This is a genomic window from Janthinobacterium sp. Bl 1 (assembly GCF_058215535.1).
Genome location: NZ_CM177086.1, coordinates 4,524,956 through 4,549,084 on the forward strand (window position 1 = coordinate 4,524,956; position 24,129 = coordinate 4,549,084).

23 protein-coding genes and 2 pseudogenes are annotated in these 24,129 nt (G+C 62.6%); 12 read left to right on the forward strand and 13 right to left on the reverse strand.

The features are described from left to right. Positions 1-35: 35 nt before the first annotated feature. Both rpmF and AC4BCN_RS20360 read right to left on the reverse strand, forming a co-directional pair. Entirely contained in the window at positions 36-218 is a 183-nt protein-coding gene (gene rpmF / locus AC4BCN_RS20355) for a 50S ribosomal protein L32 (protein ID WP_034749653.1), read from the reverse strand. Positions 219-420: 202 nt separating this feature from the next. Further along, positions 421-918, reverse strand: coding sequence for a YceD family protein (locus AC4BCN_RS20360; protein ID WP_046683963.1), 498 nt, complete (start codon positions 916-918; stop codon positions 421-423). Between the two features lie 222 nt (positions 919-1,140). On the opposite strand from AC4BCN_RS20360, the gene AC4BCN_RS20365 reads away from it, so the two are divergent. Next, complete coding sequence (locus tag AC4BCN_RS20365) at positions 1,141-1,749, forward strand: Maf-like protein (protein ID WP_128143315.1); 609 nt, start codon at positions 1,141-1,143, stop codon at positions 1,747-1,749. Between the two features lie 94 nt (positions 1,750-1,843). Then, positions 1,844-2,593 carry an SAM-dependent methyltransferase gene (locus AC4BCN_RS20370; protein WP_490491611.1) on the forward strand — a complete coding sequence of 250 codons (750 nt, stop codon included), beginning with the start codon at positions 1,844-1,846 and terminating at the stop codon, positions 2,591-2,593. Positions 2,594-2,779: 186 nt separating this feature from the next. On the opposite strand, the gene AC4BCN_RS20375 is transcribed toward AC4BCN_RS20370, so the two are convergent. Next, positions 2,780-3,697, reverse strand: coding sequence for a 23S rRNA (adenine(2030)-N(6))-methyltransferase RlmJ (locus AC4BCN_RS20375; protein WP_034749665.1), 918 nt, complete (start codon positions 3,695-3,697; stop codon positions 2,780-2,782). Positions 3,698-3,972: 275 nt separating this feature from the next. Here AC4BCN_RS20375 and AC4BCN_RS20380 point away from each other — a divergent pair, with 275 nt between their 5' ends. Beyond that, the gene (locus AC4BCN_RS20380) at positions 3,973-4,401 is read left to right on the forward strand and encodes a thioredoxin family protein (protein WP_490491612.1); all 429 of its coding nucleotides are present in this window, start codon (positions 3,973-3,975) and stop codon (positions 4,399-4,401) included. Between the two features lie 6 nt (positions 4,402-4,407). Here the strand turns inward: AC4BCN_RS20380 and AC4BCN_RS20385 are convergent, their stop codons facing one another. Continuing rightward, positions 4,408-6,681, reverse strand: coding sequence for a xanthine dehydrogenase family protein molybdopterin-binding subunit (locus tag AC4BCN_RS20385; protein WP_490491613.1), 2,274 nt, complete (start codon positions 6,679-6,681; stop codon positions 4,408-4,410). 10 nt (positions 6,682-6,691) lie between these two features. Beyond that, positions 6,692-9,817 carry a sensor domain-containing protein gene (locus AC4BCN_RS20390; protein WP_490491614.1) on the reverse strand — a complete coding sequence of 1,042 codons (3,126 nt, stop codon included), beginning with the start codon at positions 9,815-9,817 and terminating at the stop codon, positions 6,692-6,694. 263 nt (positions 9,818-10,080) lie between these two features. On the opposite strand from AC4BCN_RS20390, the gene AC4BCN_RS20395 reads away from it, so the two are divergent. After that, positions 10,081-10,587: a DUF1993 domain-containing protein gene (locus tag AC4BCN_RS20395; RefSeq protein WP_034779265.1), complete on the forward strand. Its 507-nt coding sequence runs from the start codon at positions 10,081-10,083 to the stop codon at positions 10,585-10,587. A 107-nt stretch (positions 10,588-10,694) separates the two neighbouring features. On the opposite strand, the pseudogene AC4BCN_RS20400 reads toward AC4BCN_RS20395, so the two are convergent. Together AC4BCN_RS20400 and AC4BCN_RS20405 are read right to left on the reverse strand one after the other, a co-directional pair. After that, positions 10,695-10,886, reverse strand: a pseudogene (locus AC4BCN_RS20400) (DUF1289 domain-containing protein); the annotation flags it as partial. Beyond that, positions 10,886-11,458 carry a DUF1415 domain-containing protein gene (locus AC4BCN_RS20405; RefSeq protein ID WP_034749682.1) on the reverse strand — a complete coding sequence of 191 codons (573 nt, stop codon included), beginning with the start codon at positions 11,456-11,458 and terminating at the stop codon, positions 10,886-10,888. The pseudogene AC4BCN_RS20400 and the gene AC4BCN_RS20405, both read right to left, overlap by 1 nt. Positions 11,459-11,785: 327 nt before the next feature. Between AC4BCN_RS20405 and AC4BCN_RS20410 the strand changes: the two genes are divergently transcribed. The 5 genes and pseudogenes from AC4BCN_RS20410 (at position 11,786) to AC4BCN_RS20430 (ending at position 16,751) form a co-directional block, all read left to right on the forward strand. Continuing rightward, positions 11,786-13,198 carry a transglycosylase SLT domain-containing protein gene (locus AC4BCN_RS20410; protein WP_034749684.1) on the forward strand — a complete coding sequence of 471 codons (1,413 nt, stop codon included), beginning with the start codon at positions 11,786-11,788 and terminating at the stop codon, positions 13,196-13,198. A 102-nt stretch (positions 13,199-13,300) separates the two neighbouring features. Next, complete coding sequence (fabI, locus tag AC4BCN_RS20415; protein ID WP_490491615.1) at positions 13,301-14,089, forward strand: enoyl-ACP reductase FabI; 789 nt, start codon at positions 13,301-13,303, stop codon at positions 14,087-14,089. Positions 14,090-14,161: 72 nt separating this feature from the next. After that, positions 14,162-14,438: pseudogene (locus AC4BCN_RS20420) on the forward strand (hypothetical protein). Positions 14,439-14,443: 5 nt separating this feature from the next. Beyond that, positions 14,444-14,965 carry a helix-turn-helix transcriptional regulator gene (locus AC4BCN_RS20425; RefSeq protein WP_490491616.1) on the forward strand — a complete coding sequence of 174 codons (522 nt, stop codon included), beginning with the start codon at positions 14,444-14,446 and terminating at the stop codon, positions 14,963-14,965. A 379-nt stretch (positions 14,966-15,344) separates the two neighbouring features. Continuing rightward, entirely contained in the window at positions 15,345-16,751 is a 1,407-nt protein-coding gene (locus AC4BCN_RS20430) for a DEAD/DEAH box helicase (RefSeq protein ID WP_035820280.1), read from the forward strand. Positions 16,752-16,838: 87 nt separating this feature from the next. On the opposite strand, the gene AC4BCN_RS20435 is transcribed toward AC4BCN_RS20430, so the two are convergent. The 4 genes from AC4BCN_RS20435 to AC4BCN_RS20450 form a co-directional block, all read right to left on the reverse strand. After that, entirely contained in the window at positions 16,839-17,297 is a 459-nt protein-coding gene (locus tag AC4BCN_RS20435) for an acyl-CoA thioesterase (RefSeq protein WP_034750191.1), read from the reverse strand. 83 nt (positions 17,298-17,380) lie between these two features. Next, positions 17,381-17,749: a hypothetical protein gene (locus AC4BCN_RS20440; protein WP_034749696.1), complete on the reverse strand. Its 369-nt coding sequence runs from the start codon at positions 17,747-17,749 to the stop codon at positions 17,381-17,383. Between the two features lie 129 nt (positions 17,750-17,878). Next, positions 17,879-18,016 (reverse strand): hypothetical protein, encoded by a 138-nt coding sequence (locus tag AC4BCN_RS20445; RefSeq protein ID WP_162995739.1) that lies wholly within the window; start codon positions 18,014-18,016, stop codon positions 17,879-17,881. 240 nt (positions 18,017-18,256) lie between these two features. After that, positions 18,257-18,430, reverse strand: a complete 174-nt coding sequence (locus AC4BCN_RS20450; protein ID WP_175560443.1) for a hypothetical protein — start codon at positions 18,428-18,430, stop codon at positions 18,257-18,259. A gap of 138 nt (positions 18,431-18,568) precedes the next feature. Here AC4BCN_RS20450 and AC4BCN_RS20455 point away from each other — a divergent pair, with 138 nt between their 5' ends. From AC4BCN_RS20455 to AC4BCN_RS20465, 3 genes are all read left to right on the forward strand, one after another. After that, complete coding sequence (locus AC4BCN_RS20455) at positions 18,569-19,801, forward strand: glycosyltransferase (RefSeq protein ID WP_490491617.1); 1,233 nt, start codon at positions 18,569-18,571, stop codon at positions 19,799-19,801. A 189-nt stretch (positions 19,802-19,990) separates the two neighbouring features. After that, positions 19,991-20,974: an EDSAP-1 family PEP-CTERM protein gene (locus tag AC4BCN_RS20460; protein WP_128142565.1), complete on the forward strand. Its 984-nt coding sequence runs from the start codon at positions 19,991-19,993 to the stop codon at positions 20,972-20,974. Between the two features lie 110 nt (positions 20,975-21,084). Then, positions 21,085-22,083, forward strand: a complete 999-nt coding sequence (locus AC4BCN_RS20465; RefSeq protein WP_490491618.1) for an EDSAP-1 family PEP-CTERM protein — start codon at positions 21,085-21,087, stop codon at positions 22,081-22,083. 40 nt (positions 22,084-22,123) lie between these two features. Here the strand turns inward: AC4BCN_RS20465 and AC4BCN_RS20470 are convergent, their stop codons facing one another. After that, positions 22,124-23,224 carry a nitroreductase family protein gene (locus AC4BCN_RS20470; protein ID WP_490491619.1) on the reverse strand — a complete coding sequence of 367 codons (1,101 nt, stop codon included), beginning with the start codon at positions 23,222-23,224 and terminating at the stop codon, positions 22,124-22,126. Further along, on the reverse strand, positions 23,225-24,094 hold the full coding sequence (locus AC4BCN_RS20475) for a ThiF family adenylyltransferase (RefSeq protein ID WP_034749708.1): 870 nt from the start codon (positions 24,092-24,094) through the stop codon (positions 23,225-23,227). Positions 24,095-24,129: the final 35 nt, after the last annotated feature.

The following is a 24,129-nucleotide window of genomic DNA, read 5'->3' on the forward strand; positions in this document are numbered from 1 at the left end:
AACACCGCTTTCATCTTACCCAACAAAAACGTCGATTACTCGTCGTTTTTGGTCTTCAACACTTTACGGCCACGATAGAAGCCGTTAGGGCTGATATGGTGACGCATGTGTGTTTCGCCGGTAACTGGCTCGACGCTCAATTGCGGCGCGACCAGGAAGTCGTGCGAACGGTGCATGCCGCGCTTGGAAGGGGTTTTCTTGTTCTGTTGAACTGCCATGATGACTCCTAATACATAAGTTCTAAAATTTTAGCACAATCGATTGGCAAATACATGCGAATCGAGTATCCCAGCGGCAAAGACTACCCGAAAATAGCCCGGACCGACATCGTTTATTACAACTACATTTCACTACACTTGCCATACTCGATTACTACACGCGTTTGACACGTCCTTTACTTGGGAAAGCTTCTTTACTACTTTATTCTGGCTTCAAGTCTTTCAGTGCCGCAAACGGCGACTTCTTTTCAGTCTTGAGAGCATCGAGCTGCGCCGTATCGGGGCAGACGTCGTGTTTGGGTACCTGCGGCAGGGCCAGCAAGGCTTCATCTTCGATCAGGGCCGCGGCATCCATGTTGCGGCTGCCGACGATCACGTCGATCGATTCATCGTTGATGATTTCTTCGATCTCGTCCGCGTGCTCGTCATCCTTGCCCAGCATCAGAGTGGTCGTCGAATCAATTGCGTAAGCATACGGAGTCAGGCAGCGCTGGCAAACCAGCTGAACGGTGCCGTTGACCGACAAGGTCAGTTGTGGGTAGCCCAGCTTGCTGGTGCCGCCGACGATTTTCCAGGCGATTTCGCCGGAACTATCTGCACAATCCTTGGTCAACCGGGTCATTTCAGCGACAGGAGTTACACCCTCGCGGCTCCCGCTGATACGACAAAAATCAAAGGCGTCGATCACAAAAGCATTCATTGGTAGAAAATTTCCCCGGAAAACCTGCGATAATAACAGGGTTTTTAGCACGGAGTCAAAGGCTAAGCATCTTTTTTGACGCAATTATTGCCATTAACATGACACTTCATCAACACCGTCATGCCGCATGGAGCCTCAGTTATGGGCTCTGCGCCCTGGGATTTGCGTGAAATTCCACTGACATCGACCAGCGCGGCCATGCCGGCCGCCATCCACTACCGAATGATACCAACTTCCGCCCCATCGCGCTTGATTCTTGCATCGAGCTCGACCTACCGCAAGGAATTGCTGGAACGCCTGCGCCTGCCTTTCGAGGTGGCAGTGCCCGATCTCGACGAAAGTCCCCTGCCAGGCGAAAGCCCCAGCGCCACGGCCCTGCGCCTGGCCCAGGCCAAGGCGCAGGCCGTGCTCGACCGCTATCCTGGCAGTCTCGTCATCGGCTCCGACCAGGTCGCCACACTCGATGGCGCCCAGATCGGCAAACCCGGCAACCATGCGAATGCCCTGCTGCAACTGCAAACCATGCGCGGGCGCCAGACCGTGTTCCACACGGCACTGTGCCTGCTCGATGGCCGCCAGAGTCCGCCTGTAGCGCAGGTGGAAGACGTCCAGACCCTCGTCACCGTACGCGACTTGCCCGATGCCGAGCTGGACGCCTACCTGCGCATCGAGCAGCCGTACGATTGCGCCGGCAGCGCCAAGAACGAAGGCCTGGGCATCGCCCTGCTCGAACGTATCGAAAGCACCGACCCGACCGCCCTTACCGGCTTGCCGCTGATCGCCCTCACGGGCATGCTGCGCAAGGCAGGTGTGGCGTTTTTCACCATTTAATCACCCTGGGGTCAGACCCGACGGGGGAGTGCGTTCCAGTGGAGCGCACTCCGATCCCGAAGGGACTGACCCCGGCCAATACAAAGCTAACAATATGACCGGCACCCTGTACCTGATTCCCAACCACCTCGGCCTGTCCGACGGCGCAAGCGACCCGCTGGACCACATCATTCCAGAGCAAGTGCGGCAGATCACCTCGCAGCTCGATTATTTCGTTGCGGAAAATGCCAAGACGGCGCGCGCCTTCTTGAAATTGATCGGCAACCAGCACCCGCTGGCCAAGCCGCTGCAGGAAATCACGATTTCCGAACTGAACGTGAATACCCCGGCGCAAGCGCTGGCCGGCTTGCTGGCGCCGCTGCTGGCGGGACGCGATGCGGGCCTCGTGTCGGAAGCGGGCGTGCCCGCCGTAGCCGACCCCGGCGCCGACCTCGTGCGTCTGGCGCATCAGCACGGCATTAAAGTGCGCCCGCTGGTGGGCCCGTCGTCGATCCTGCTGGCCGTGATGGCCAGCGGCCTGAACGGCCAGAGCTTCGCCTTCAACGGCTACTTGCCCACGGACGCCGCCCTGCGCGCCAAGCGCATCAAGGAACTGGAAAGCCGCTCGCGCAATGAAAAGCAAACCCAGCTGTTCATCGAAACGCCGTACCGCAACGCCGCCATGCTGGAAGCGCTCGTTGCACAATGCGCGCCGTCGACCCTGATCTGCGTCGCCACCGACCTGAGCCTGGACACGGAAAGCGTGCAGACGTGGAATGGCGGCCAGTGGAAAAAACAATTAGCCGCCGGCAAGGCGCCCGACTTCCACAAGAAACCGACCGTGTTCTTGCTGCTGGGACAGTAAACGACAAACGCCACGGAAATATTTACCGTGGCGTTTGCTTTGCTTTGCCTTACTACGATAGTCACGACAACTGACAAAACCGTAGCGAGCGGAAGGGAGAGGTGGCTAAGAAGCGCAACCGTACTCTAGTACGGTGAGCATCGCAGGCCGCCTATACCGACGCGCAGTAGGTTTGGTCAGGTGTCTTCAGACGCGACGGGTGCCCGTGTTCTTCTGTCCGCCCTTGCCCGTTTCCAATACAAACTTCGCGCCATCATCGCGGCCCAGCACCTTCACCAGGTACGGCATGACTTCGCGCAACATCGGCTCCAAGGTGTACGGCGGGTTCAAGATGAACATGCCGCTGCTGTGCAAGCCGAAGCCGTCCGGCGACGGGGTGTTGACCGTCAGGGTCACGTGCAGCCAGTCCGAGCTGGGCAGTTGCTTGAGCTTGTCGGCGAACTGACGCGATTCCATGCGCTGCAGCACCGGGTACCAGACGGCATACATGCCGGACGGGAAGCGCACGAGGGCGTCAGCCAGGGTGTCCTTGACCTTGCGGTAATCCATCTTGTCTTCATACGGCGGGTCGATCAGCACCAGCGCGCGGCGCGATGGCGGCGGCAGCAGGGCTTTCAGGCTCTGGAAACCGTCAGCCTTGGTGATGAGCACGCGCTTGCCGCGCACGGTCGGACGCTCGCCCTGGGCCAGCGCATGCGCCTCGACCTTGCGGAAGTTGTCGGCCAGAATCTTTGCATCGGCTGGATGCAGTTCGAACAGGCGCAGACGGTCTTGCTCGCGGCTGACCTTGTCGGCACAGTACGGCGAACCCGGGTAGTAGCGCATCTTGCCGCTCGGATTCATTTCCTTGATCAGCTTCATGTACTCGGCCAGCGAGGCCGGCAGGTCCGTGCGGTCCCACAGGGGCGCGATGCCCGTTTCGTACTCGGCGTTTTTCGAGGCATAACCGCCGTCGAGCGCATACACCCCTGCGCCGGAGTGGGTATCGATATAACTATAGGCGGTATCTTTTTGATTCAGATATTGCAACAACTGAATCTGCACATAATGCTTCAACACATCGGCGTGATTACCCGCGTGAAAGGCGTGGCGGTAACTCAACATAAGCTGGCTAATTCCATAATAAAAATAAATAAAGGCGGGAGCGCTGACACCGGGCAGGGCATGAAAACAGACTGGAGGGGTCAGGCTGCGGGGCCAGGAAACAGCATGGACCAGCGTAATCAGCGCGCAATTACCAGCATTATCCACCAGAAAGGTGTATTGCATCAAAAAACACGGCTAAACAAGCCCATGCATTCCCGGGACTGGCATCGCCGGGCGCGGTAGAATACGCGCATCGGGCGCCCGCGCCCATCCGCCTACTAATAGAAACGACCATGCACAGCCTGACCCTCACGACCGATAACCGCGCCGACGTTGCGGCAACCCTGGCCGGCCCGCGCTGGACGGTGGCTTGCCTGTGCGCGCTGTGGTGCGGCACTTGCGGCAGCTACCGCGCCACGTTCGAGGAACTGGCCGCGCGCCACCCGGACACCGTCTTCGTCTGGATCGACATCGAAGACCAGGCCGACGTGGTGGGCGACCTCGACATCGACAACTTCCCCACCCTGCTGATACAGCGCGAAGACAATGTCGCCTTCTTCGGTACCGTGCTGCCCGATGGCGGCCTGGCGCACCGCATGGTGCAGGCGCAGCAGGCGCTCAGCGCCGAGGAACTGGCCGCGCTGGCCGTCAGCACGCAGGAACGGCGCGACTGGCAGCGCGACTGCAATCTGCGCCAGATGCTGGCCGCCACCCTGGCCTGATCCACATCAAGCCAGGCGCAGCGGCAGGCTGCGCAGCCTTTTCCCCGTCAGACTGAACACGGCGTTGGCCACGGCCGGCGCAATCGGCGGCGTACCCGGTTCGCCCACGCCTTCCGGATGCTCGGCGCTGGCGATGATGATGGTTTCCACCTCGGGCGTCTGCCCCATGCGCAGCACGGGGTAGTCATGGAAGTTGCCCTGCTCGACTCTCCCCTCCTTGAAGGTGATCTCGCCGCCCAGCGCCGCCGACAGGCCGAACAGCACGGCCGATTCCATCTGCTGGGCGATGATGTTCGGATTGACGGCAATGCCGCAATCGATGGCGCACACGACGCGCTGCACGCGGATTTCGCCGTTTTCCACAGACACCTGCGCCACTTGCGCGACGATGCTGCCGAACGACTGGTGCAAGGCCACGCCATGCGCATGGCCGGGCGGAGGGCTTCCCGCCCTAGCGACGGCCGCATCGAGCACGGCCAAATGGCGCGGATGCCGCACCAGCATGGCGCGGCGGAAGACGATGCCGTCCTGCCCTGCCGCATGCGCCAGTTCGTCGATAAAGCTTTCCTTGAAAAACGCGTTGTGCGAATGCCCGACCGAGCGCCAGTAGCCGATCGGCACGGCACTGTCGGCGATCACGTGGGCGATGCGCTGGTTGGCGATTTCATACGGCATGTCGAATTCGCCTTCGGCCGTCGTCTTGTCCGGCCCCGCGCCGGGCAAGCCGAAATTGCGCTGCAAGTATTGATGCGTGATGGAGCCGCTGACGGATTTATTGTCCCAGGAAGCGATGCGGCCATGCTCGTCGAGGCGGGCCGCAAAGCGGGCCAGCGCGGCGGGACGGTACATATCGTGCTTTGTGTCCTGTTCGCGCGTCCACACCAGCTGCACGGGCGCGCCATCGCACTGCAGCGCGATGGCCACGGCCTGGGCTACCATATCCACTTCCAGGCGGCGGCCGAAACCGCCACCAAGCAGCAGCACCTCGATGCTGACGTCCTTCGCGTCAACGCCGGCCACTTTCGCCGCCACGTCGACGGCGATGCCGGGCGCCTGCGTCGAGGCCCACAGCATCACCTTGCCATTTTTCACCTGCGCGGTGCAGTTGACGGGCTCCATGGCGGCATGCGCGAGGAACGGTGCGCGGTACTCGGCGCTGACCTGCCGCATGCCCTGCACGGCTTTGCTTTCCACCTCGCCACTGGCGTGATAGGCATAACCGGCTTCGGTATCCAACAGGCGGGCAAATTCCGCGTAGACGTCGGCGCTGGACAAGTTCGCTTGGGGGCCAGCCTTCCACTGCGTTGGCAAGGCGGCCGCCGCCTGCTTGGCGCGCCACCAGGTGTCGGCCACCACGGCCGCGCACGAGACGCTGCGCTGCGCCAGCTGCGGCGTCAGGTCCAGCACTTTTTTCACGCCGGGCATGGCGAGTATGGGCGCCGCGTCGAACGCGGACAGGGTATCGCCCAGGCGCGGCGGCAAATGCAGGGCCGCATACAGCATGCCGGGCGGACGCGCATCGATGCCGAAACGCGCGCTGCCATTGACTTTCGATGGCGTATCGCGGCGCGGCGCCGGCTGGCCGATCAGCTTGAAATCCTTGGGCAGTTTCAGCACGGGCGTGCCGGGGGCTATGCTGGCGGCACGCTGCGCCAGGCTGGCGTAGCTGGCGCGCCGGCCGTCCGGGTGCAGCACTTCACCGTCCTGCGTGCGGCACTGCGCGGCCGGCACCTGCCACAACGCCGCGGCGGCGCCTACCAGCATGGCACGCGCCGACGCCCCCGCCTCGCGCATGGGGCCCCAGCCATCCTTCACGCTCGACGAACCGCCCGTGACGATCACGCCCAGTTCGCGCGCCGCCTTGGCCACCGTCCACTGCGCCAGCGCCTTCAAGCGTCCCTGGTCGTCCGGATGGAAAGGCAGGCTGTCCTTGAGCATGGCGACATTGCCGAAGATTTTATCGTTCGGCGCCTGTATCAGTTTGACGCTGGCCAGCGGCACGTCGAGCTCCTCGGCCACCAGCATCGGCAAGGCCGTGTGCACGCCCTGCCCCATTTCGCTGCGCGGCATGGCCAGGGTCACCGTGCCATCCGTGCCGATGGCCAGCCAGCCGTTGAGGGCCACCGCGCCATCCTGAAGCGGCAGCGGCGCGCTGCCATGCAGGCGCTGGCGCGGCGGCAGCACGCCCCAGCCCAGCACCAGGGCGCCCACGCCGGCCACGCCGAGACCAAGGCCACCGAGCAGGAAACGGCGACGCGACGGGGAGGAGTGTGCGGCCATGGGCTGTCCTTTATAGTAGTGAGTGATCGATCCAGCGCTCCAGCATATCCTGTGCCAGCACCGGACGGCTATAAAAATAACCTTGCGCCAGCTTGCAGCCATGGCGCAGCAGGAAAGCGGCCTGCTCTTCCGTCTCCACGCCTTCGGCAATCACGGACAAATGCATGCTCTTGCCCAGCTGGATGATGGCAATCGCAATCGCCTCGTCGTTGACGTCCGTCGAGATATCCTTGATGAAGGAGCGGTCGATCTTCAAGGTCTGCACGGGCAGCTGTTTCAGATACGCGAGCGAGGAATAGCCGGTGCCGAAATCGTCGATGGCCAGGCCCACGCCGATGGCGTGCAAGTCGTTGATGAAACCGAGGGCGTCCCCCGTGTTCATGATGACGGATTCCGTCACTTCCAGCTGCAGGCGCTGCGGCTCGAGGCCCGTTTCCTTCAATATGGCGGCCACCATGCCGGCGATGCTGCCCCGCTCGAACTGTTTTACGGACAGGTTGACGGCCATCTTCGGCACGTGCAAGCCCTGCGCCTGCCAGCGCATCATCTGGCGGCACGCTTCGTCGAGCACCCATTTGCCCAGCTGGTTGATGAAACCGCTGTCTTCGGCCAGCGGGATGAAGCGGGCCGGCGGCACCAGGCCCAGTTCCGGATGGTTCCAGCGCACCAGCGCCTCGACGCCGACCAGGCGGCCCGTGTCGATTTCCACCTGCGGCTGGTAATTGAGGAACATCTCGTTCTTCTCGATCGAGCGGCGCAGGAAGGTTTCCAGGCGCAGCCGCTCGACGCCCTCGCCCGTCATCGATGGCGCATAGAAGCGGTAGCCATTGCGCCCGCGCGCCTTGGCCTGGTACATGGCCACGTCGGCATTGCGGATCAGCATGTTCAAGTCCAGCGCATCGTCCGGATACAGGCTGATGCCCACGCTGCAGGTGACGAACAGTTCGTGGCCGGCCACCGTGAACGGCTGGTCGAACATGGTCATCAGTTTTTCCGCCACCTGCGTGGCGCCATACTCGCCGTCGATGCGTTCGAGCAGGACGATGAATTCGTCGCCGCCCAGGCGCGCCAGGGTATCTCCTTCGCGCAGGCGGGCCGCCAGCTGGCCGGCCACCTTTTGCAGCAATTCGTCGCCCACATGGTGGCCCAGGGTGTCGTTGACGTTCTTGAAGCGGTCCAGGTCGATGAACAGCACGGCCAGCTGTTCCTGGTCGCGCGCGGCGCGCAGCAGCGCGTGCTGCAGGCGGTCGTGGAACAGCAGGCGGTTCGGCAGCGCCGTCAGCGGATCGTGGTGGGCCATGTGGTCGAGCTTTTCCTGCGACTGCTTGATCAGGGTGATGTCGCTGAACACGCCCACGTAATGGGTGGTGACGGCGCGCGTGTCGCGCACGGCGCTGATGGTCAGCCATTCCAGGTACACCTCGCCGTTCTTGCGCCGGTTCCATATCTCGCCGCGCCAGAAACCCGAGGCGGCCAGTTCATCCCACAGGGCCTGGTAAAACGCGGCGTCGTGGCGCTCGGAACGCGTCAGCGACGCATGCTGCCCCAGCGCCTCGGCTTCGGCGTAACCGGTGATCTGCGTGAAGGCAGGATTGACGGTGACGATGATGCCATCCGCGTCGACCACCATCACGCCGTCGGCGATGTGTTCGAGCACGGTGGCCGACAAACGCAATTTCTCCTCGGCTTCCTTGCGCGCCGTGATATCGGCATACACCCAGATGCTGCCTTCGTTGGGGCGCAGCGGATCGAGCGCGCAGCCGCTGACCAGCGCCCAGAACAGGCTGCCGTCGCGGCGCTTGTACTGGCGCTCCTCGCTGAAATCGCCGCCCGCGGCCAGGGCCGGATACTGGCGCTCGCCCGCCTCTTCGAAGTCATACGAACTGGTAAACACGATGGCGGTGGAACTGCCCGTCATTTCGGCATGGCCGTAGCCGAACAGTTCCTCGCAGCGGCGGTTGACGGAAATGATGCGGCGGTGGCGTACGAACATCACGCCGAACATCACATTGTCGAGGATGGCGCTCTGCTCCGTCAGCAGCGCTTCGATACGCATCTCGTGGTGCTTGCGCTGGCTGATGTCGGCGATGATGCCGTCGATCCAGATGACACCCTGCTCGCCCACCTGCGGCTGGCCATTCTCGGCCACCCAGCGCTCGATGCCGAAAGCGTCGATGATGCGGTATTCCAGCGCATATGGCCGTTCGTCAAGCACGGCCTGGCCGACGGCGCGGCGGTGCTCGCGGCGGTCTTCCGGGCAGATCAAGTCGGCCCAGGCATGCGTGGTGCCACGCATGAACTGGCGCGCCGAATAGCCGGAAATGTCTTCGATGGCATCGCTGACGAAATCGATGGGCCCATCGGGCCGGTAGCGGAAGACGGCGCCCGGCACCTGCGTGACGATGGTGCGGAAACGCTCTTCGCGCTGGCCCACATCCTCGAACAGCTGGCCGATGGCCGCGCGCATTTGCTCGAGCTGGGACGTCAGGCGACCCAGCTCGTCATTGCTGTGCGATGCCAGCGGCGTGTCGAAATCGCCGTGCGACAGGCGGTCGGAAAAGCGCGTCAGGCGGCGCAGGGGTTTCAACAGGCGGCGGTTCAGGAACAGCACGATCAGCGCCATCGACACGGCCAGCTGCGCGCCCAGCACGAAAATATAGGACATCTGCTTTTCGCGCAGTTCCTGCTGGCTGCGCGCGTCGTCCATCTCGACGATGACGTGGCCGATGCGTTCGCCGCGCACGAGGATGTCGCGCCCGGCGCGGTACAGATTGCCCACGGGCCGCTGCGGCGCCTGCAAGCTGATGAATTCCGTGTCGCCCTGCCCCAGCACCTTCACCAGCAGCACGGAACGGTCGCGCATCACCGACTCGACCAGCGAATGGGCCGATTCCGCATTCATGTTCCACAGCGACTCCTGCATGCCCAGCGCCAGGATATCGACATTGCGCTGCAAAGCCTCGTTCAGGCTGGTGCGCGCCGACTGGCGCTCATGCACGCCGACGAGCACATAGCTGCCGAAGATGGCGGGCACGACAAGGCCGCCAAATACCACCAGCAGCAAGGCGCCATAGATCGACGAGCCGTACAGCACGCGCAGGCTGGCGCGCAGGCGCTGGTAAGGTGAGTTAAACATGCGGCAACAGGGCAACAGGGATCAGGCGGGCGATCATTGAACTTTACAGGGGAAGTCGGGTGGTCAGGCGGGAAGAAACTTTTTTCAGGAGCAATTATGCATGGAAAAAGCGGGATAAGTCACCAATAAACACGCGCCAGCGGCAACCTCATGTCATATAGACAGGGTTGAAAAACCACACGCGGGCCGGTGCGTCAGGCCGGCGCCAGCAGAAAAACGCTTGGCTTGCTATCATCGCGCCACTTTACCCTAGAGGAACCACCATGACCTTCTCCATCTACTCCGCTTCGATCCCCGTCTTCAAACAGATCCTGGGCAGCCTGGCCGCCATCCTGGACAAGGCGGAAACGCACGCGCAAGACAAGAAAATCGACCCGAACGCCCTGCTGCAGTTCCGCTTGTTCCCGGACATGCTGCCGTTCGTGCGTCAGATCCAGATCGCCACCGACTTCGCCAAGGGCTGCGGCGCGCGCCTGGCCGGCGTGGCCGTGCCACCGTATGAAGACAGCGAGCAGAGCTTTGCTGAACTGAAAGCACGCATCGTGAAAACCATCGCTTTCCTGGAAAGCCTGCCGCAAGCGGACATCGACGGCAGCGAAACGCGCGCCATCACCACGGGCAGCGGCGAAAAGACCAAGCACTTCACGGGCCAGACCTATCTGTTCCACTACGCGCTGCCGCACTTCTTCTTCCACGCGACGACGGCGTACGACATCCTGCGCCATAACGGTATCGAAGTCGGCAAGAAAGATTTCATCGGCAGCTATTGATCGTTAGCGGTGAAAATGGGGTCAGTTCCTTCGGAATCGGAATGCTTCCCATTGGGAAGCATTCCCCCGTCGGGTCTGACCCCAGCAGTTGCCCTTGGGTTGGCTAAGGTATTCCTGCGCGGATACCCCTGCGCCAGTATCCTCACCCACACTACTTCCTTCTCTTCATCCGTCATCGATACCCAGTGGGCCACTTCCACCACGGTGCGGCCGCAGCCGCGGCAGATTTCATCGAAAGTCGTCGAGCACACGGCCACGCAGGGCGTGTCTGGACGCGGCGGCAATTCCTTGTCAGCCATCAGGATACCTTCGGCAGGCCGAGCTTTTCCCATCCTTCGGTGCCCAGCGCCTCCAGGGTAGCGATATTCTTGTCGAAGATGTCCGACGCTTCCGGGAATGCCTCGACGGCGCGCTCGATGCTGTCTTCGCGCAGCAGGTGCAGGGTCGGGTACGGCGAGCGGTTCGTGTAGTTGCTGATGTCGTCCTCGAACGTCTCGGCAAACTGGTAGTTCGGGTGGAAACTGGCCACTTGCAGTTCGCCGGCCAGGTGCATGTCTTCCACGGCCGCGTCGGCCACATCGAGAAACTCGTTGTAGTCGAGGAAATCGTTCAGGGTGTACGGGTGGATCAGCAGGGTCGTGTCGATCTGCTCGGGATCCGTGTCGGCCAGCGTTTGCAGCTCGTCCATCAGCATCGCCAGCAAATCTTCGGGATTGCTCGATTCGCACACCACATAGCGGATCTGCTTCTTGACGTGCACGGCCTTGGCAAACGGGCACAGGTTCAGGCCGATCACGGCCTTTTCCAGCCAGGCAACAGTATTGGCGATGATGACGGCGTTGTCGTCGTCGTGGCGCGGCGGGGTGTTCATATACTTGACTCTCTATTAATAAAGCGGCCGGCGGCTGAATGGCCGGCCAAAGCCAAATTGTACGCACTTTTGCGCAGCCTCATACCGGGCGGCCGCCAGGCTTGCGCCATGACCGTGGCCATGTATGCTATAACAGCGGCCAAATCGCACATCCAGCAAATTAAATTTGTAATAATTGCATTATTAGCGACTGGAAACATCGCTATTGACGCCTATGTGCTGTCATCATGCTGACATAATTCTTGACTCCGGCATGTGGATATACGTACACTCGCAGCTTAATCATGGGTCTGTCCGATGTTTCTCCGACGACAACAATGGAACACTATGCACGAAAACTCCTTTAAATCTACCGTCCTGGCGGCGTTGGCCCTGGCGCTTGCGCCCGCCCTCAGCCAGGCGTACGAAGCCGGTGTTGAGAGCGATAACGCGCCAGTCGCCGCCACCACGCCCGCCCTGATCCCGATGACCGCCCAGGTCACGGCGAAACTCCCCACCCTCGACAACCGCCTGCAAAAGACCGACCGTCTGCTGAAAAACCTCAGCGACAATTCCGATCCGCTGCGCGAAGCCGACGTCTGGGGCCGCATCCGCAGCGGCTATGCGATTCCCGACATCAACAACCAGCTGGTAGCGAATCACGTCAACTGGTACGCCACCCGCCCCGACTACATCGCCCGCACCACGGCGCGCGCCTCGCGCTACATTTTCCACGTGGTGCAGGAACTGGAAAAGCGCGGCATGCCGACGGAACTGGCCTTGCTGCCATTCATCGAGTCCGCCTTCAACCCGCAAGCGTTCTCGAGCGCCAATGCGGCCGGCATGTGGCAATTCGTGCCCGCCACGGGACGCGATTTCAACCTCAAGCAAAACATGTTCAAGGACGAACGCCGCGGCGTGCTGGCCTCGACCGATGCGGCCCTGACCTACCTGCAGCGCCTGTATGACATGTTTGGCGACTGGCAACTGGCCCTGGCCGCCTACAACTGGGGCGAAGGCTCGGTGCAGCGCGCCATCAAGAAAAACCAGGCGCTGGGCAAGCCGACCGACTTCGAAAGCCTGGCCGACCTGATGCCGGCCGAAACGCGCAACTACGTGCCGAAACTGCAAGCGGTGAAAAACATCATCGCCAATCCGGCCCAGTTCGGCCTGACCCTGCCCGTGGTCGACAACCAGCCCTACTTCACGGCCATCGACAAGACCAGCGACATCGACATCACCGTCGCCGCCCAGCTGGCCGAACTGTCGATGGATGAATTCAAGGCCTTGAATCCGCAATTTAACCGCCCCGTCATCATCGGTGGCGAAAAGACCAAGATTCTGTTGCCACAGGAAAACGCCGCCAAGTTCACCACCAATCTGGCGCAATGGGGCCATGCCTTGTCGAGTTGGACCACGCACAAGATCACCAATGCGCGCGAACGCATCGAAACCCTGGCGTCGAAATTCGGCACCACGGCCGACGTGCTGCGCCAGGCCAACAACATTCCCCAGCGCACGCGCCTGCGCGCCGGCTCTACCATCCTCGTGCCGAAAACCTCGGCCACGATGAACAGCGACATCACCCAGGAAATCGCCGACAGCGCCACCATGCTGCTGGAAGCGGACCGTCCTGAACGGGTCGCCAAGGCTGTGCGCCGCGTCACCAAGGGTGGCAAGGTGCAAGCGGCGCCAATTTCCCTGGTAAAACCACGCATCCAGCGCGGCGGCGGTAACAGTCGCGCCAAGGCACGTCACTGATCGCCTGATCCGTATTGAGACACCCCACCGGCCGCCACAGCTTTGCTGTCGCGGCCGGTTGCACATCCGCCTTCCCGCCCACCTACCCAGACAGGAGTCGTCATGGCTTTCTTGCAAGGCAAAAAAATCCTCATCACGGGCTTGCTGTCGAACCGTTCCATCGCCTATGGCATCGCCAAGGCTTGCCACCGCGAAGGCGCCATCCTCGCCTTCACGTATGTGGGTGTACGCTTCAAGGAGCGCATCACGGAATTTGCGGCGGAATTCGACAGCGAGCTGGTATTCGACTGCGACGTGTCCAGCGATGAACAGATCAGCGCCGTCTTCAGCGACCTGGCGCGCCACTGGGACCAGTTGGACGGCCTGGTGCACGCCATCGGTTTTGCGCCGCGCGAGGCGATCGCCGGCGACTTCCTCGACGGCCTGTCGCGCGACAGTTTCCGCATCGCGCACGACATTTCCGCCTACAGCTTTCCCGCCATGGCCAAGGCCGCCCTGCCCCTGCTGCATCCGGGCGCGTCGGTCCTGACCCTGACCTACCTGGGCGCCGTGCGCGCCGTGCCCTACTACAACACCATGGGCCTGGCCAAGGCGTCGCTGGAAGCATCCGTGCGCTACCTGGCCGAATCGCTGGGTCCGCGCGGCATCCGCGCCAACGGCATTTCCGCCGGCCCCATCAAGACCCTGGCCGCTTCCGGCATCAAGGATTTCAGCAAACTGCTGGGTTTTGTGGCCGAGCACGCCCCGCTGCGCCGCAATGTCACCATCGAAGAGGTCGGCAACACGGCCGCCTTTCTGCTGTCCGACCTGGCCTCGGGCATCACGGGCGAGATTACCTATGTCGATGGCGGCTTTTCGCAAGTAATGGCCGTCAATCCCGAAATAGAGTGATGCGGTGACCGTCGACATTGGACGGCAGTCGCTTCCCGAAATAGAGTGATCGACCTACATTGGAGGCATCGCATGACGCGCTCCTCGCACCCCAGGAAAGAAATCGAAGCGGCGCTGCGCCACGCGGAAAGCCAGGGCTGGCGAGTGGAAGTGGGCGGCAGCCATGCCTGGGGCAAAATGTCGCCCCTACAATGACGACGGCTGCCGCTGCGGCGAATTCTGCATCGCCTGCATCTGGAGCACGCCAAAAAATCCGGGCAATCACGCGCGGGCGATCCGGCGGGTGGTCGACAATGGCACTTTCAACAAACTGATGCACGACTGCATGCAACGCAAATCCAGGGGATAACCATCATGGATTACATCGTCACTCTCAAGTACCGCCTGCCCGACCACGAACACGACCTCGACGCGCTGGCCGGGCGCCTGGGCAGCGGCGGTTGCGACGACGCCCTGGTCGGCGTCGGTCAAGCGGGACGCCTGGCACTGAAAATCACGCGCGAGGCCAGCAATGCCAGGGAGGCGCTGCTCAGCGCCCTGGCCGACGTCAAGGCCATCGTGCCCGAGGCCGTGCTGGTCGAGGCCTCGCCCGACTTCGTGGGCCTGACCGACGTGGCGCAAGTGCTGGGCCTGTCCCGGCAAAACCTGCACAAGCTGATGAGCAAATACCGCCACAGCTTTCCCGTGCCCGTGCATGAAGGCAGCGCCACCATCTGGCACCTGGACGATGTGCTGGCGTGGCTGCACGCAAAGGGAACGTATCAGCTGGAACGCAGCTTGGTCGAACTGGCGCAGGTCACCCGGCAAATCAACCTGACCAGGGAAACGCGACAGGTCCCGCCGCTGCCCGCCGACATCGTCGCCATGCTCAACTGAACGGGCGAAAACTACGTATTCCTACTGATTTCGCATAGGAAACATGCGCAAAACGTGGTAGGACTTTCGTTTCTTCCCATTTAGACCGTGCAAAACGACGTCAAATACGGTATAGTGTCGTTGTGCGCTGCAATATGTTCCCTTGAAGCGATGGCAACACCGCAGTCATGCACTACAAACTTAGCAGCTTCGCAAGCCTTAGCGCATCCACAGGATGCCGCTTATAAAGCCCTCCCGCCTTGTGTGTCGCACCTGACACCGTCCCGGCGCAAAGCTTTTGTGCCGAAATTTCTTTCTAGTTGAGTCATTTCGTTTTGGTTGGCGTTGCTATTTTGCGTTCTGCTTTTTGCAAGAACGCTGATTTTTACGAAAGAAAAGAATGACATTTGAATCCTTAGGCCTGCATCCGTCCATCATCGCCGCTCTGACCGAATCGGGCTACACCGCGCCAACCGCGGTACAGTCGCAAGCGATTCCAGCCGCGATCGAAGGCCGTGACCTGCTGGTCTCGTCGCAGACCGGTTCGGGCAAGACCGCAGCTTTCATGCTGCCGTCGCTGCACAAACTGGCCAGCGCCGAACAAAGCGCCGCCGGCAAGACGCCGAACCAGGAAATGCAAGCATCGCGCGCCCGCGGCGAGCGTCCACGTTTCAAGGCTGCCCAGCCAAAAATGCTGGTGCTGACGCCAACGCGCGAACTGGCCCTGCAAGTGACCACCAACACCGACAAGTACAGCACCGGCATCCGCCGCATCAAGGCTGTGTCGATTCTGGGCGGCATGCCTTACCCTAAACAGATGCAATTGCTGGCCAAGAATCCTGAGATTCTGGTCGCCACCCCTGGCCGTCTGATCGACCACATGGACTCGGGCAAGATCGACTTCTCGCAACTGGAAATCCTGGTGCTGGACGAAGCCGACCGCATGCTGGACATGGGTTTCATCGACGACATCGAAAAAATCGTGGAAGCGACGCCAGAAGGCCGTCAAACCATGCTGTTCTCGGCAACGCTGGACGGCGTCGTTGGCAACATGGCCCGCCGCATCACGAAGAACCCGCTGGTCATCCAAGTGGCAAGCTCGAGCAACAAGCATGAAAACATCACCCAGCGCGTCCACTTCGTCGACGATCTGTCGCACAAGAATCGCCTGCTGGACCACCTGCTGCGTGACGAATCGCTGGACCAGGCTGTTGTGTTCACCGCCACCAAGCGTGACGCCGACACCATTGCCGACCGTCTGAACATCGCCGGTTTCTCGGCTGCCGCCTTGCACGGCGACATGCATCAGGGCGCGCGTAACCGCACCCTGGACGGCATGCGCCGCGGCCAGGTCAAAGTGCTGGTTGCCACCGACGTTGCCGCCCGCGGTATCGACGTGCCAACGATCACCCACGTGTTCAACTACGATCTGCCGAAGTTCCCGGAAGACTACGTCCACCGCATCGGCCGTACCGGCCGCGCTGGCCGCAATGGCCTGGCCATCTCGCTGGTGAACCACGCTGAAGGCATGAACGTCAAGCGTATCGAACGCTTCACCAAGCAATTGATCCCGGTCAATGTCATCGAAGGTTTCGAACCGAAGAAAACAGCATCGGCACCACGTTCGAGCGCCCGTCCAGGCGGCTGGAAACCAGGCGACAACCGTGGCGGCGCGAAGCCAGGCCAACGCACGTTCAGCAAGCCGGGCGCACCACGCAAGGACGGCGCTCCTAGCACCGGCGGCGGCTACAAGGGTTCCAACCCGCGCAGCACCGACGGCGCACGCCGCAGCTACGGCGACCGTTAATCACGGCGCCATGCCGCCAACCGGCGGCAAGCAATAAAAAACGGCCACCAGATCGCTCTGGTGGCCGTTTTTTCATGTCCGCGCCACTTACTTCTTCGACACCTTCTGGCGCGACAGCTTGCGCAGCTTGGCCTGCTCGAAGCGCGCGTGCTGTTCCGGTGTCTCGAGCACCAGCGGCGGCACGGCCACCGGCTTGCGGTTGGCGTCGACGGCCACCATCGTGAAATAGCAGCTGTTGGCGTGGCGCACCAGGCGCTGCTGGATGTTTTCCGTCACCACGCGGATACCCACTTCCATCGACGTCGTACCCGTGTAATTGATCGAGGCGAGGAACGTCACCAGCTCGCCCACGTGAATAGGCTGCAGGAACATCACCTGGTCCACCGACAAGGTCACCACATAGCTGCCCGAATAGCGGCTGGCGCAGGCGTAGGCGACGCTGTCGAGGTATTTCAGGATGGTGCCGCCGTGCACGTTGCCGGAAAAGTTGGCCATATCGGGCGTCATCAGGACCGTCATCGTCAGTTCGTGGGCCGACCAGTTCATCGCGCTGTCCAAAGTGTTCTCCAAGGGGGGAATTAAAAGTGAGGGAAGATGTGAAAACCGGCCCCAGGGGCCGGTTGTGAGCCTTACAGGCCCAGGGTGTCGATGTCGGCCAGCGATTCGCGGCCCTTGTCGGAAATGTCGTGGCCTTCGCCTTCGGCGCGCGCCACGATGTGGGCTTTCTTGCCCAGGAAATACGCCACGTCCGTATCGAGCTTGGTCAGCGGATCGGTGGCGACAGCGCGCAAACCCATGATGCAGCGGCGCAGAAACAGCAGTTGTTGTGCTTTCTCGGTGATGGACAGACGGCCGTCGCGTGCATAGCTGAGCAGCTTCAGGCCCGACAGGCGCTTGGCATTGCGGGCAACGCAAGCACTGGGGCGCTCGGTCTTGATGCCGCGTGCAACTTGCTCCAGCGCGTCATATTCATCGGTTGTTAATTTCTCGTTCTTCATTACTTTTCCATAAAAGGCCAGGTGTTCGGCCCCCATGGTACGCGCCCCGCTGCGCATCGGCAACAGGCAACGTGAATCTACCGCTGCCCGCCATGCGGCCAGGCGACGGAAACACGGGCGTGACGAGCGTTATTTGTAGCTGCGCAGCAGCAGCCATGCCAGGCCGCAACCAGCCACGGCGCCCGCCAGGGCCAGCGCCACGAGGTGTTTGCTGGTGATCACAGGCCGCCGGCCCAGGTAGATTTTGTTATGCAAGGAATTGCCCACGATGGTCTCCTGTACAAGAATTTTTATGATGTCTCATTATAAGAACAGAATCGTGACGGCCGCATGACACTCAGCAGTTGGAGCTTGATTTGTATCCGCTCGGCAACATTTATGCGCATTTTTGTTGTTTAAATGGCGTGCCTCTGGCGAGGCCCGCGCCTTCCATTTCCGATTGGAAATAAACATGGCGCGCGCCTGCCCGCTGCAAGCCATGACGCGGCGCCATGGTCCGAAAACCGCTCAATGCATTTTCACGGGCGGTGGTGGCGGCGTCGGTTCCTCGACCGGCACGGGATCGATGTGCGGCGGCGGTTCCGGCGGCGGCTTGAGGGGATCGCCTTCCGGCGGTGGCGGCATATCGGGTTCGGGCGTGCTGTGCGCACGCAGCGGGGCAAAGCGGAATTGTGGCTGCATGGTGGCCTCCTTTGCTCCACTGTAGCCGATGCAGCCAAATCCTGGCGCCCGCCATTGAGAGGCGGCAGGGGAACTAAACGGCGTGGCGCCACTCCAACTTTGCAGGCATCCTCTCCAGCACGAGTGCAAGCGATCTCCATGGCGCGCAAGAAAATCCTCTTTATGGCCGAGGCAGTGACCCTGGCCCATGTTGGCCGCCCCCTGAGTCTGGCCCAGGGGCTGGACGAAGCAGAATACGAAGTGCATTTTGCCTGCGCCGATGGGTATGACTTTTGTTTCAAGCAAGTCCCCTTCCGCCGCTGGCGCATCGACAGTATTTCATCGCTGCAATTTCTGCAGGCGCTGGCGCACGGCAAGCCCGTGTATACGGAAAGCACCTTGCACGCGTATGTGGAAGACGACTTGCGCCTGCTCAATGCCGTCCAGCCCGACCTCGTGATCGGCGACTTCCGCCTGTCGCTGTCGGTCAGCGCGCGCCTGCAGCGCATCCCCTACATTACCGTCAGCAACGCCTACTGGAGTCCCTGGGTGCGCCAGCACTACACGGTGCCCAACCTGCCCCTGACGGGCGTGCTGCCCATCTGGCTGGCCGATCCCCTGTTCCGCCTGATCCGCCCGCTGGCCTTCGCTTCGCACGCCGTGCCCCTGAACCGTGTGCGCCGCCGCCATGGCTTGCCATCGCTGGGCAGCGACCTGCGGCGCATCTATACGGATGCCGACCGCACCTTGTACGCGGATATTCCGCAACTGTTCCCGCCGCACGGCATGCCGTCCACGCACGACTACCTGGGCCCCATCATCTGGGCGCCGCCGCTCGACTTGCCGGACTGGTGGCAGCGCCCGGAACTGAGCAGCGGACGGCCCATCATCTATGTCACCCTGGGCAGTTCCGGCCAGGGGCAATTGCTGCCGCGCGTGCTGCGCGCGCTGGCGCCCCTGCCCGTCACCGTACTGGCGGCCACGGCCGGCACCATCCGCGTCGATGCCGTGCCGCCAAATGCCTATGTCGCGCCTTTTTTACCAGGCGACGCGGCCGCCCGGCGCGCCAGCCTGGTGATCTGCAACGGCGGCAGCCCCACCAGCCAGCAAGCGCTGACGGCAGGCGTGCCCGTCATCGGCATCGCCGGCAACCTCGACCAATTTCTCAACATGCACGGCATCGTGGGTGCCGGCGCCGGCCTGCTGCTGCGCGCCGACCGCTTCCAGGAAACCGCTTTGCGCCATGCCGCCACGCGCATGCTCGACGATGGCAGGGCCAAGCTGGCGGCGCGCCAGCTGGCCACGGCCATGCGCGACTATGTGCCAGGGCAACGCTTGCTGCCCCATATGCACGCCCTGCTGGGCTCGTTGCCGCATGGCTGCCAGCCCTGACGGGCAGGCGTCGGTTTTTCTTACAGCGCATCCGGCAAAGCCTGCACCGCGTCAACAAAAGCACGCCAAGTCGTTGATTTCAAAAGAACCTCATGCGTTGGCATGGAAGTCGCTAGGTACTGGCCATGAGCACCTGCCGACAGGTCTCAGGCAAGACTTCCAGACTCACTCAACCATGAGGTGAATATAATGAAACTCTCGAAACTGAAACTGCTCCCGGCCGCAGCGGCATTGGCCATGCTGTGTGCCGCCGGTAGCGCACAGGCGGGCGCTTACGGCTATTCGTACAACAACATCTTCGGCCTGGTGATCGCCGTGCCGACGGGCCAGATCACGGTGGCCAACAGCACCACCATCTCGCGCAGCACGGCTACCCTGAATGGCGTGAGCGTCATCAATGGCGGCGCCGGCTCGCTCGATGCCCCACGCGCCAACGTCGGCCCCGTCATCAAGGGCGAAAACGACTTCACGCAACAAGGCCCAGCAGGCAACTATTCACGCGGCGATGCCCAAATCGTCAGCACGCAGTTCCCTTCGTTCCCGCCGGGCTCCACCTCTACCCAGGCCGTCAACGTGGCCGAAGCCCACCTTGACGGGCCTGCCGGCACGGCCGATGCGTCCGGGCGCAACGGCTCGACTACGGGCTTCTCGGTCGATTTCGTCGTCGGTTCGCCCACGGCAACCCTGAGCTTCGACTTCCTGGCGTCGCCCTTCATGCAGGTCTTCCTGCAAAGCACGGTCGGGCAGCTGTCCACGGCCACGGCCAACCTGGTCGTCACCTTCACCATCACGGACGCGGCCGGCGCGACGGTATTCAACTGGACGCCAGACGGCGTGATCGGCTCGGGTATCTTCGGCGGCACGGAAAACGCCGACGGCGCCAACCTGAACACCAGCCTGGCGACCAATTTCCTCACGCGCGGCAACCTGTTCACCTACGACCCTTCCGGCTGCGGCACGCCCACGGGCACCGGCGTGGGTACAGCGTGCGGCAGCAACTTCAGCTCCGTCAGCAATGCTTTAACGGCCGGTAACTACACCTTGACCTTGAATGCGGTGGAAAGCGTGGACTTGGTGAAACAGGCGGCGACACCCGAACCGGGCACCTTGGCCTTGCTGGGCCTGGGCCTGGCGGGTCTGGGCTACGCCCGCCGCCGCAAAGTTACCGTCTGAACCAGGCAACAGGGGGGATTCACAGGCGAGGGAGTCTCCTCGCCTTTTTTTTATGCGGCAAGCCTGTCGGTTTTCCTTACAACGCGGCCGACCAGGAGATGAGGATTTTCATGACTACATTTTTATGCATCCGACTGTCAACGGCCCTGCTGGCCTTGCTGTTACTGGCCGGCAGCGGCACTGCCAGCGCCGCCGCCTACGGCTATTCCTACACCAGCGTCTTTGGCCTGGTCATCAGCAATCCCACCGGTTCCACCACCTTGATCAGCAATATCGACGTGTCGCGCACCACCGCCACGCTCAATGGCAGCAGCGTCATCAACGGTGGCAGCAACGAGATCGACGCGCCGCAAGCGACACGCGGCGCCGTCACCAAAGGGCAAAACGATTTTACCCAGCAAGGCATGGGCAACGCCGCGTATGCGCGCGGCGAGGCGCAAATCATCACTTCGCAAATTCCCCCGTTCCCGCCGGGCTCGACCAGCACGCATACGGTGAATGCGGCGGAAACCTTCCTGACGGGCGGCGGCAGCGCCGACGCCTCGGGACGCAACGGTTCCAGCACGGCCCTGGCCATCAATTTCGTCGTCGGCCAACCGGGCGCAACCCTGGCCTTCAGCTTCCAGGCCCTGCCCTTCATGCAGCTGTACCTGGACGCGCTGGCCGGCACGGGCTCGGCGGCCACGATGAATATGGCGATGACGTTCAGCATCATCGATGACAATGGCCAGATCGTCTTCAACTGGGCGCCCGACGGCAGCCTGGGCTCCGGCATCATTGGCGGCACGGAACTGGCCGACGACGCCAACCTCAATACGGGCTACGCGCAAACGCCACTCACCAGCGGCGGCGTATTTACCTACGACCCCAGCGGCTGCGGCGCGCCCACAGGCACGGGCACCGGCAAGACGTGCGGCGGGCAATATGGCGCCGTCACGGACAACTTGGTGGCGGGCAACTACACCCTCGTGTTGAACATGCTGAACAGTTCCGAACTGGCCTACGTGCCAGGCGTCACGCCAGTGGCGCTGCCCGGCACCTTGCCGCTGCTGGCGGCTGGCCTGGCAGCACTGGCTTGCCTGACGCCACAGCGCCGGCGCCGGCGCTGACGCCGATGCTGACGCCGAAGCACGCATGGCGTCATGACCGCTACTGCCCCGTTGTGGCGGCCACCAGCAAGTCTTGCAGCGGACGGCGCAAGGAGCGTGCACTGGCCACCGGCCCCGCGCCGATGCGCCCGAGGAACACGGCCCGCTCGACCGCCGTGGCACCCAGCACGGCCTGGCATTGCACGGCCAGTTCCTGCGCCATTTCCTGCATGCCATCGGTGCGCGAAAAGGTGCGCCGCTCGCGCACATAACGGGCAAAGATCAGCGGCGTCAGTTCCGGCTGCAATTGCAGTCCCAGCTGCGTGGCCGTGAGCCAGAAGCGCTGCATGGCGCGGCCGGCCGCCACGTAATCGTCGATATGGCGCGGCGGCGCATCGGCCAGCAACACGAAATGCGCGGCGCAATACAGGCCCGGCAGCAAATCCATCTGCAACCGCGGAGCAATGGTGCCGCCCAGCCAGGTATTGAAAAAATCCACGCGGCGCCAGCTGTGCATGACCCAGCGCATCAGGCGCGCCGTCATCGCGTCGACGCCGAGCGCCTGCTCCGGGATGCGGTCGCTGCTGAAGCGCGCCCCCCATTCGATCACGTCGCGGTGCACCTTGTGCGCTTCGGGCATGGTCAGGCGCAGCTTCGCATTGTCGAACATCAGCCGCGCGCAGGCCAGCCGCGCGCGCCCGCCTTCGAACCAGTGCACGCCGTAGCCCGGCGGCAAGCTGGCCGCCAGCGCCGCCTTTTCGCTGGCGCGCAGGCTGCGCGTGCTGAGCCGCCGCCGCTGCACGCTGCGCTGCGGCAGGAACGCCGCCAGCGGATCGGCTTGCATGCCAGTGCTGTCGATCAGGTGCACATCGAAGGTGGGCAGGGTATCGGGCATGGACAAACGCCGGCGCGCTTCCATGCGCAAGCCATGGCTGCTGGCCGCCAGCGCCATGCTTTCGAGCAAAGCGCCCAGCGATAGCTGGCTGGGATGGCCGTCGAGGTCGTACACGCAGTGGCTGCGCGTATCGAAGCCATGCACGACCACGTGCCGCGGGTCCACGACTTCAAAGCGCCACGGCTGCGTGTTGTCGCCGCTGGGCGCCCAGCGCGCCTGGTCGAGGATGCTTTCCAGCACGGGATCGTTCAACAGTGCTTGCGCCATTTATGCCCCCTGCGCGGCGCGTCGCCGCTTGATGATGGCCATCGTCAGGCGCTGCAGCGGATGACGGTTGCCGCCGGGACGCCAGGTATGCACGAGCTTGTTACGGTAGGCGTCGAAATGCACACCGTGCGGCGCCGCCATCACCTTGCCGCGTTTCAACAAAATTTTCAAGGCTTCCGTGGCGGCCGCGCCCGCGCACAGCTGGCAGCCCATGATGGTCGACGGCCCGCGCCGCTCCTTCAGGTTGATGGCGGACGGGTCGACCAGGTAAGGACCGTGCAAGCCGGCCGGCGCCAGCCCGACGAGAAAGCGCAGCGCTTTTTCTTCTTCGGGCAAGTCGCCCCAGCCGAAATACTCTTCGAACGTCATGCCGCCCGGCATGAAGCTGAGCACGGCCGTCCCCATGCCCAGCGGCGCGGCCGTGATGGCGGGAATGCCCAAGCGGGCGCACGTGGCGAAAGTGGCCTGGCGCGCGGGGAAAGCGAAGAAATCCAGGCCGTCCACGTACAGGTCGACACCGGCAAAGAACTCGGCCAGGTTGCTGTCGTGTATGCCGTCGGGAAACTGCTTGATGTCGAGTTCGGGATTGATGTCGCGCGCCATCTGCGCCAGCACGGCCACCTTGGGCTGGCCCAGGGTGGACACCATGGCGCCGGCCTGGCGGTTGAAGTTGGCGATATCGAAGGTGTCGAAATCGGCGATGTGGAAAGCGCCGATGCCCAGCCGCGCCAGGGTCAGCAAGTGCACGCCACCGACACCGCCCATGCCGGCAATGGCCACGCGCTTGCCGCGCAAGCTGTTTTGCTCCGCCTGCGTGACCCAGCCCAGGTTACGGGCAAATGCCGCGTGATAGGAAAAACCATCTGTCATGCTTACCTCTACTGTACGTCCGCTAAGGACCAAGA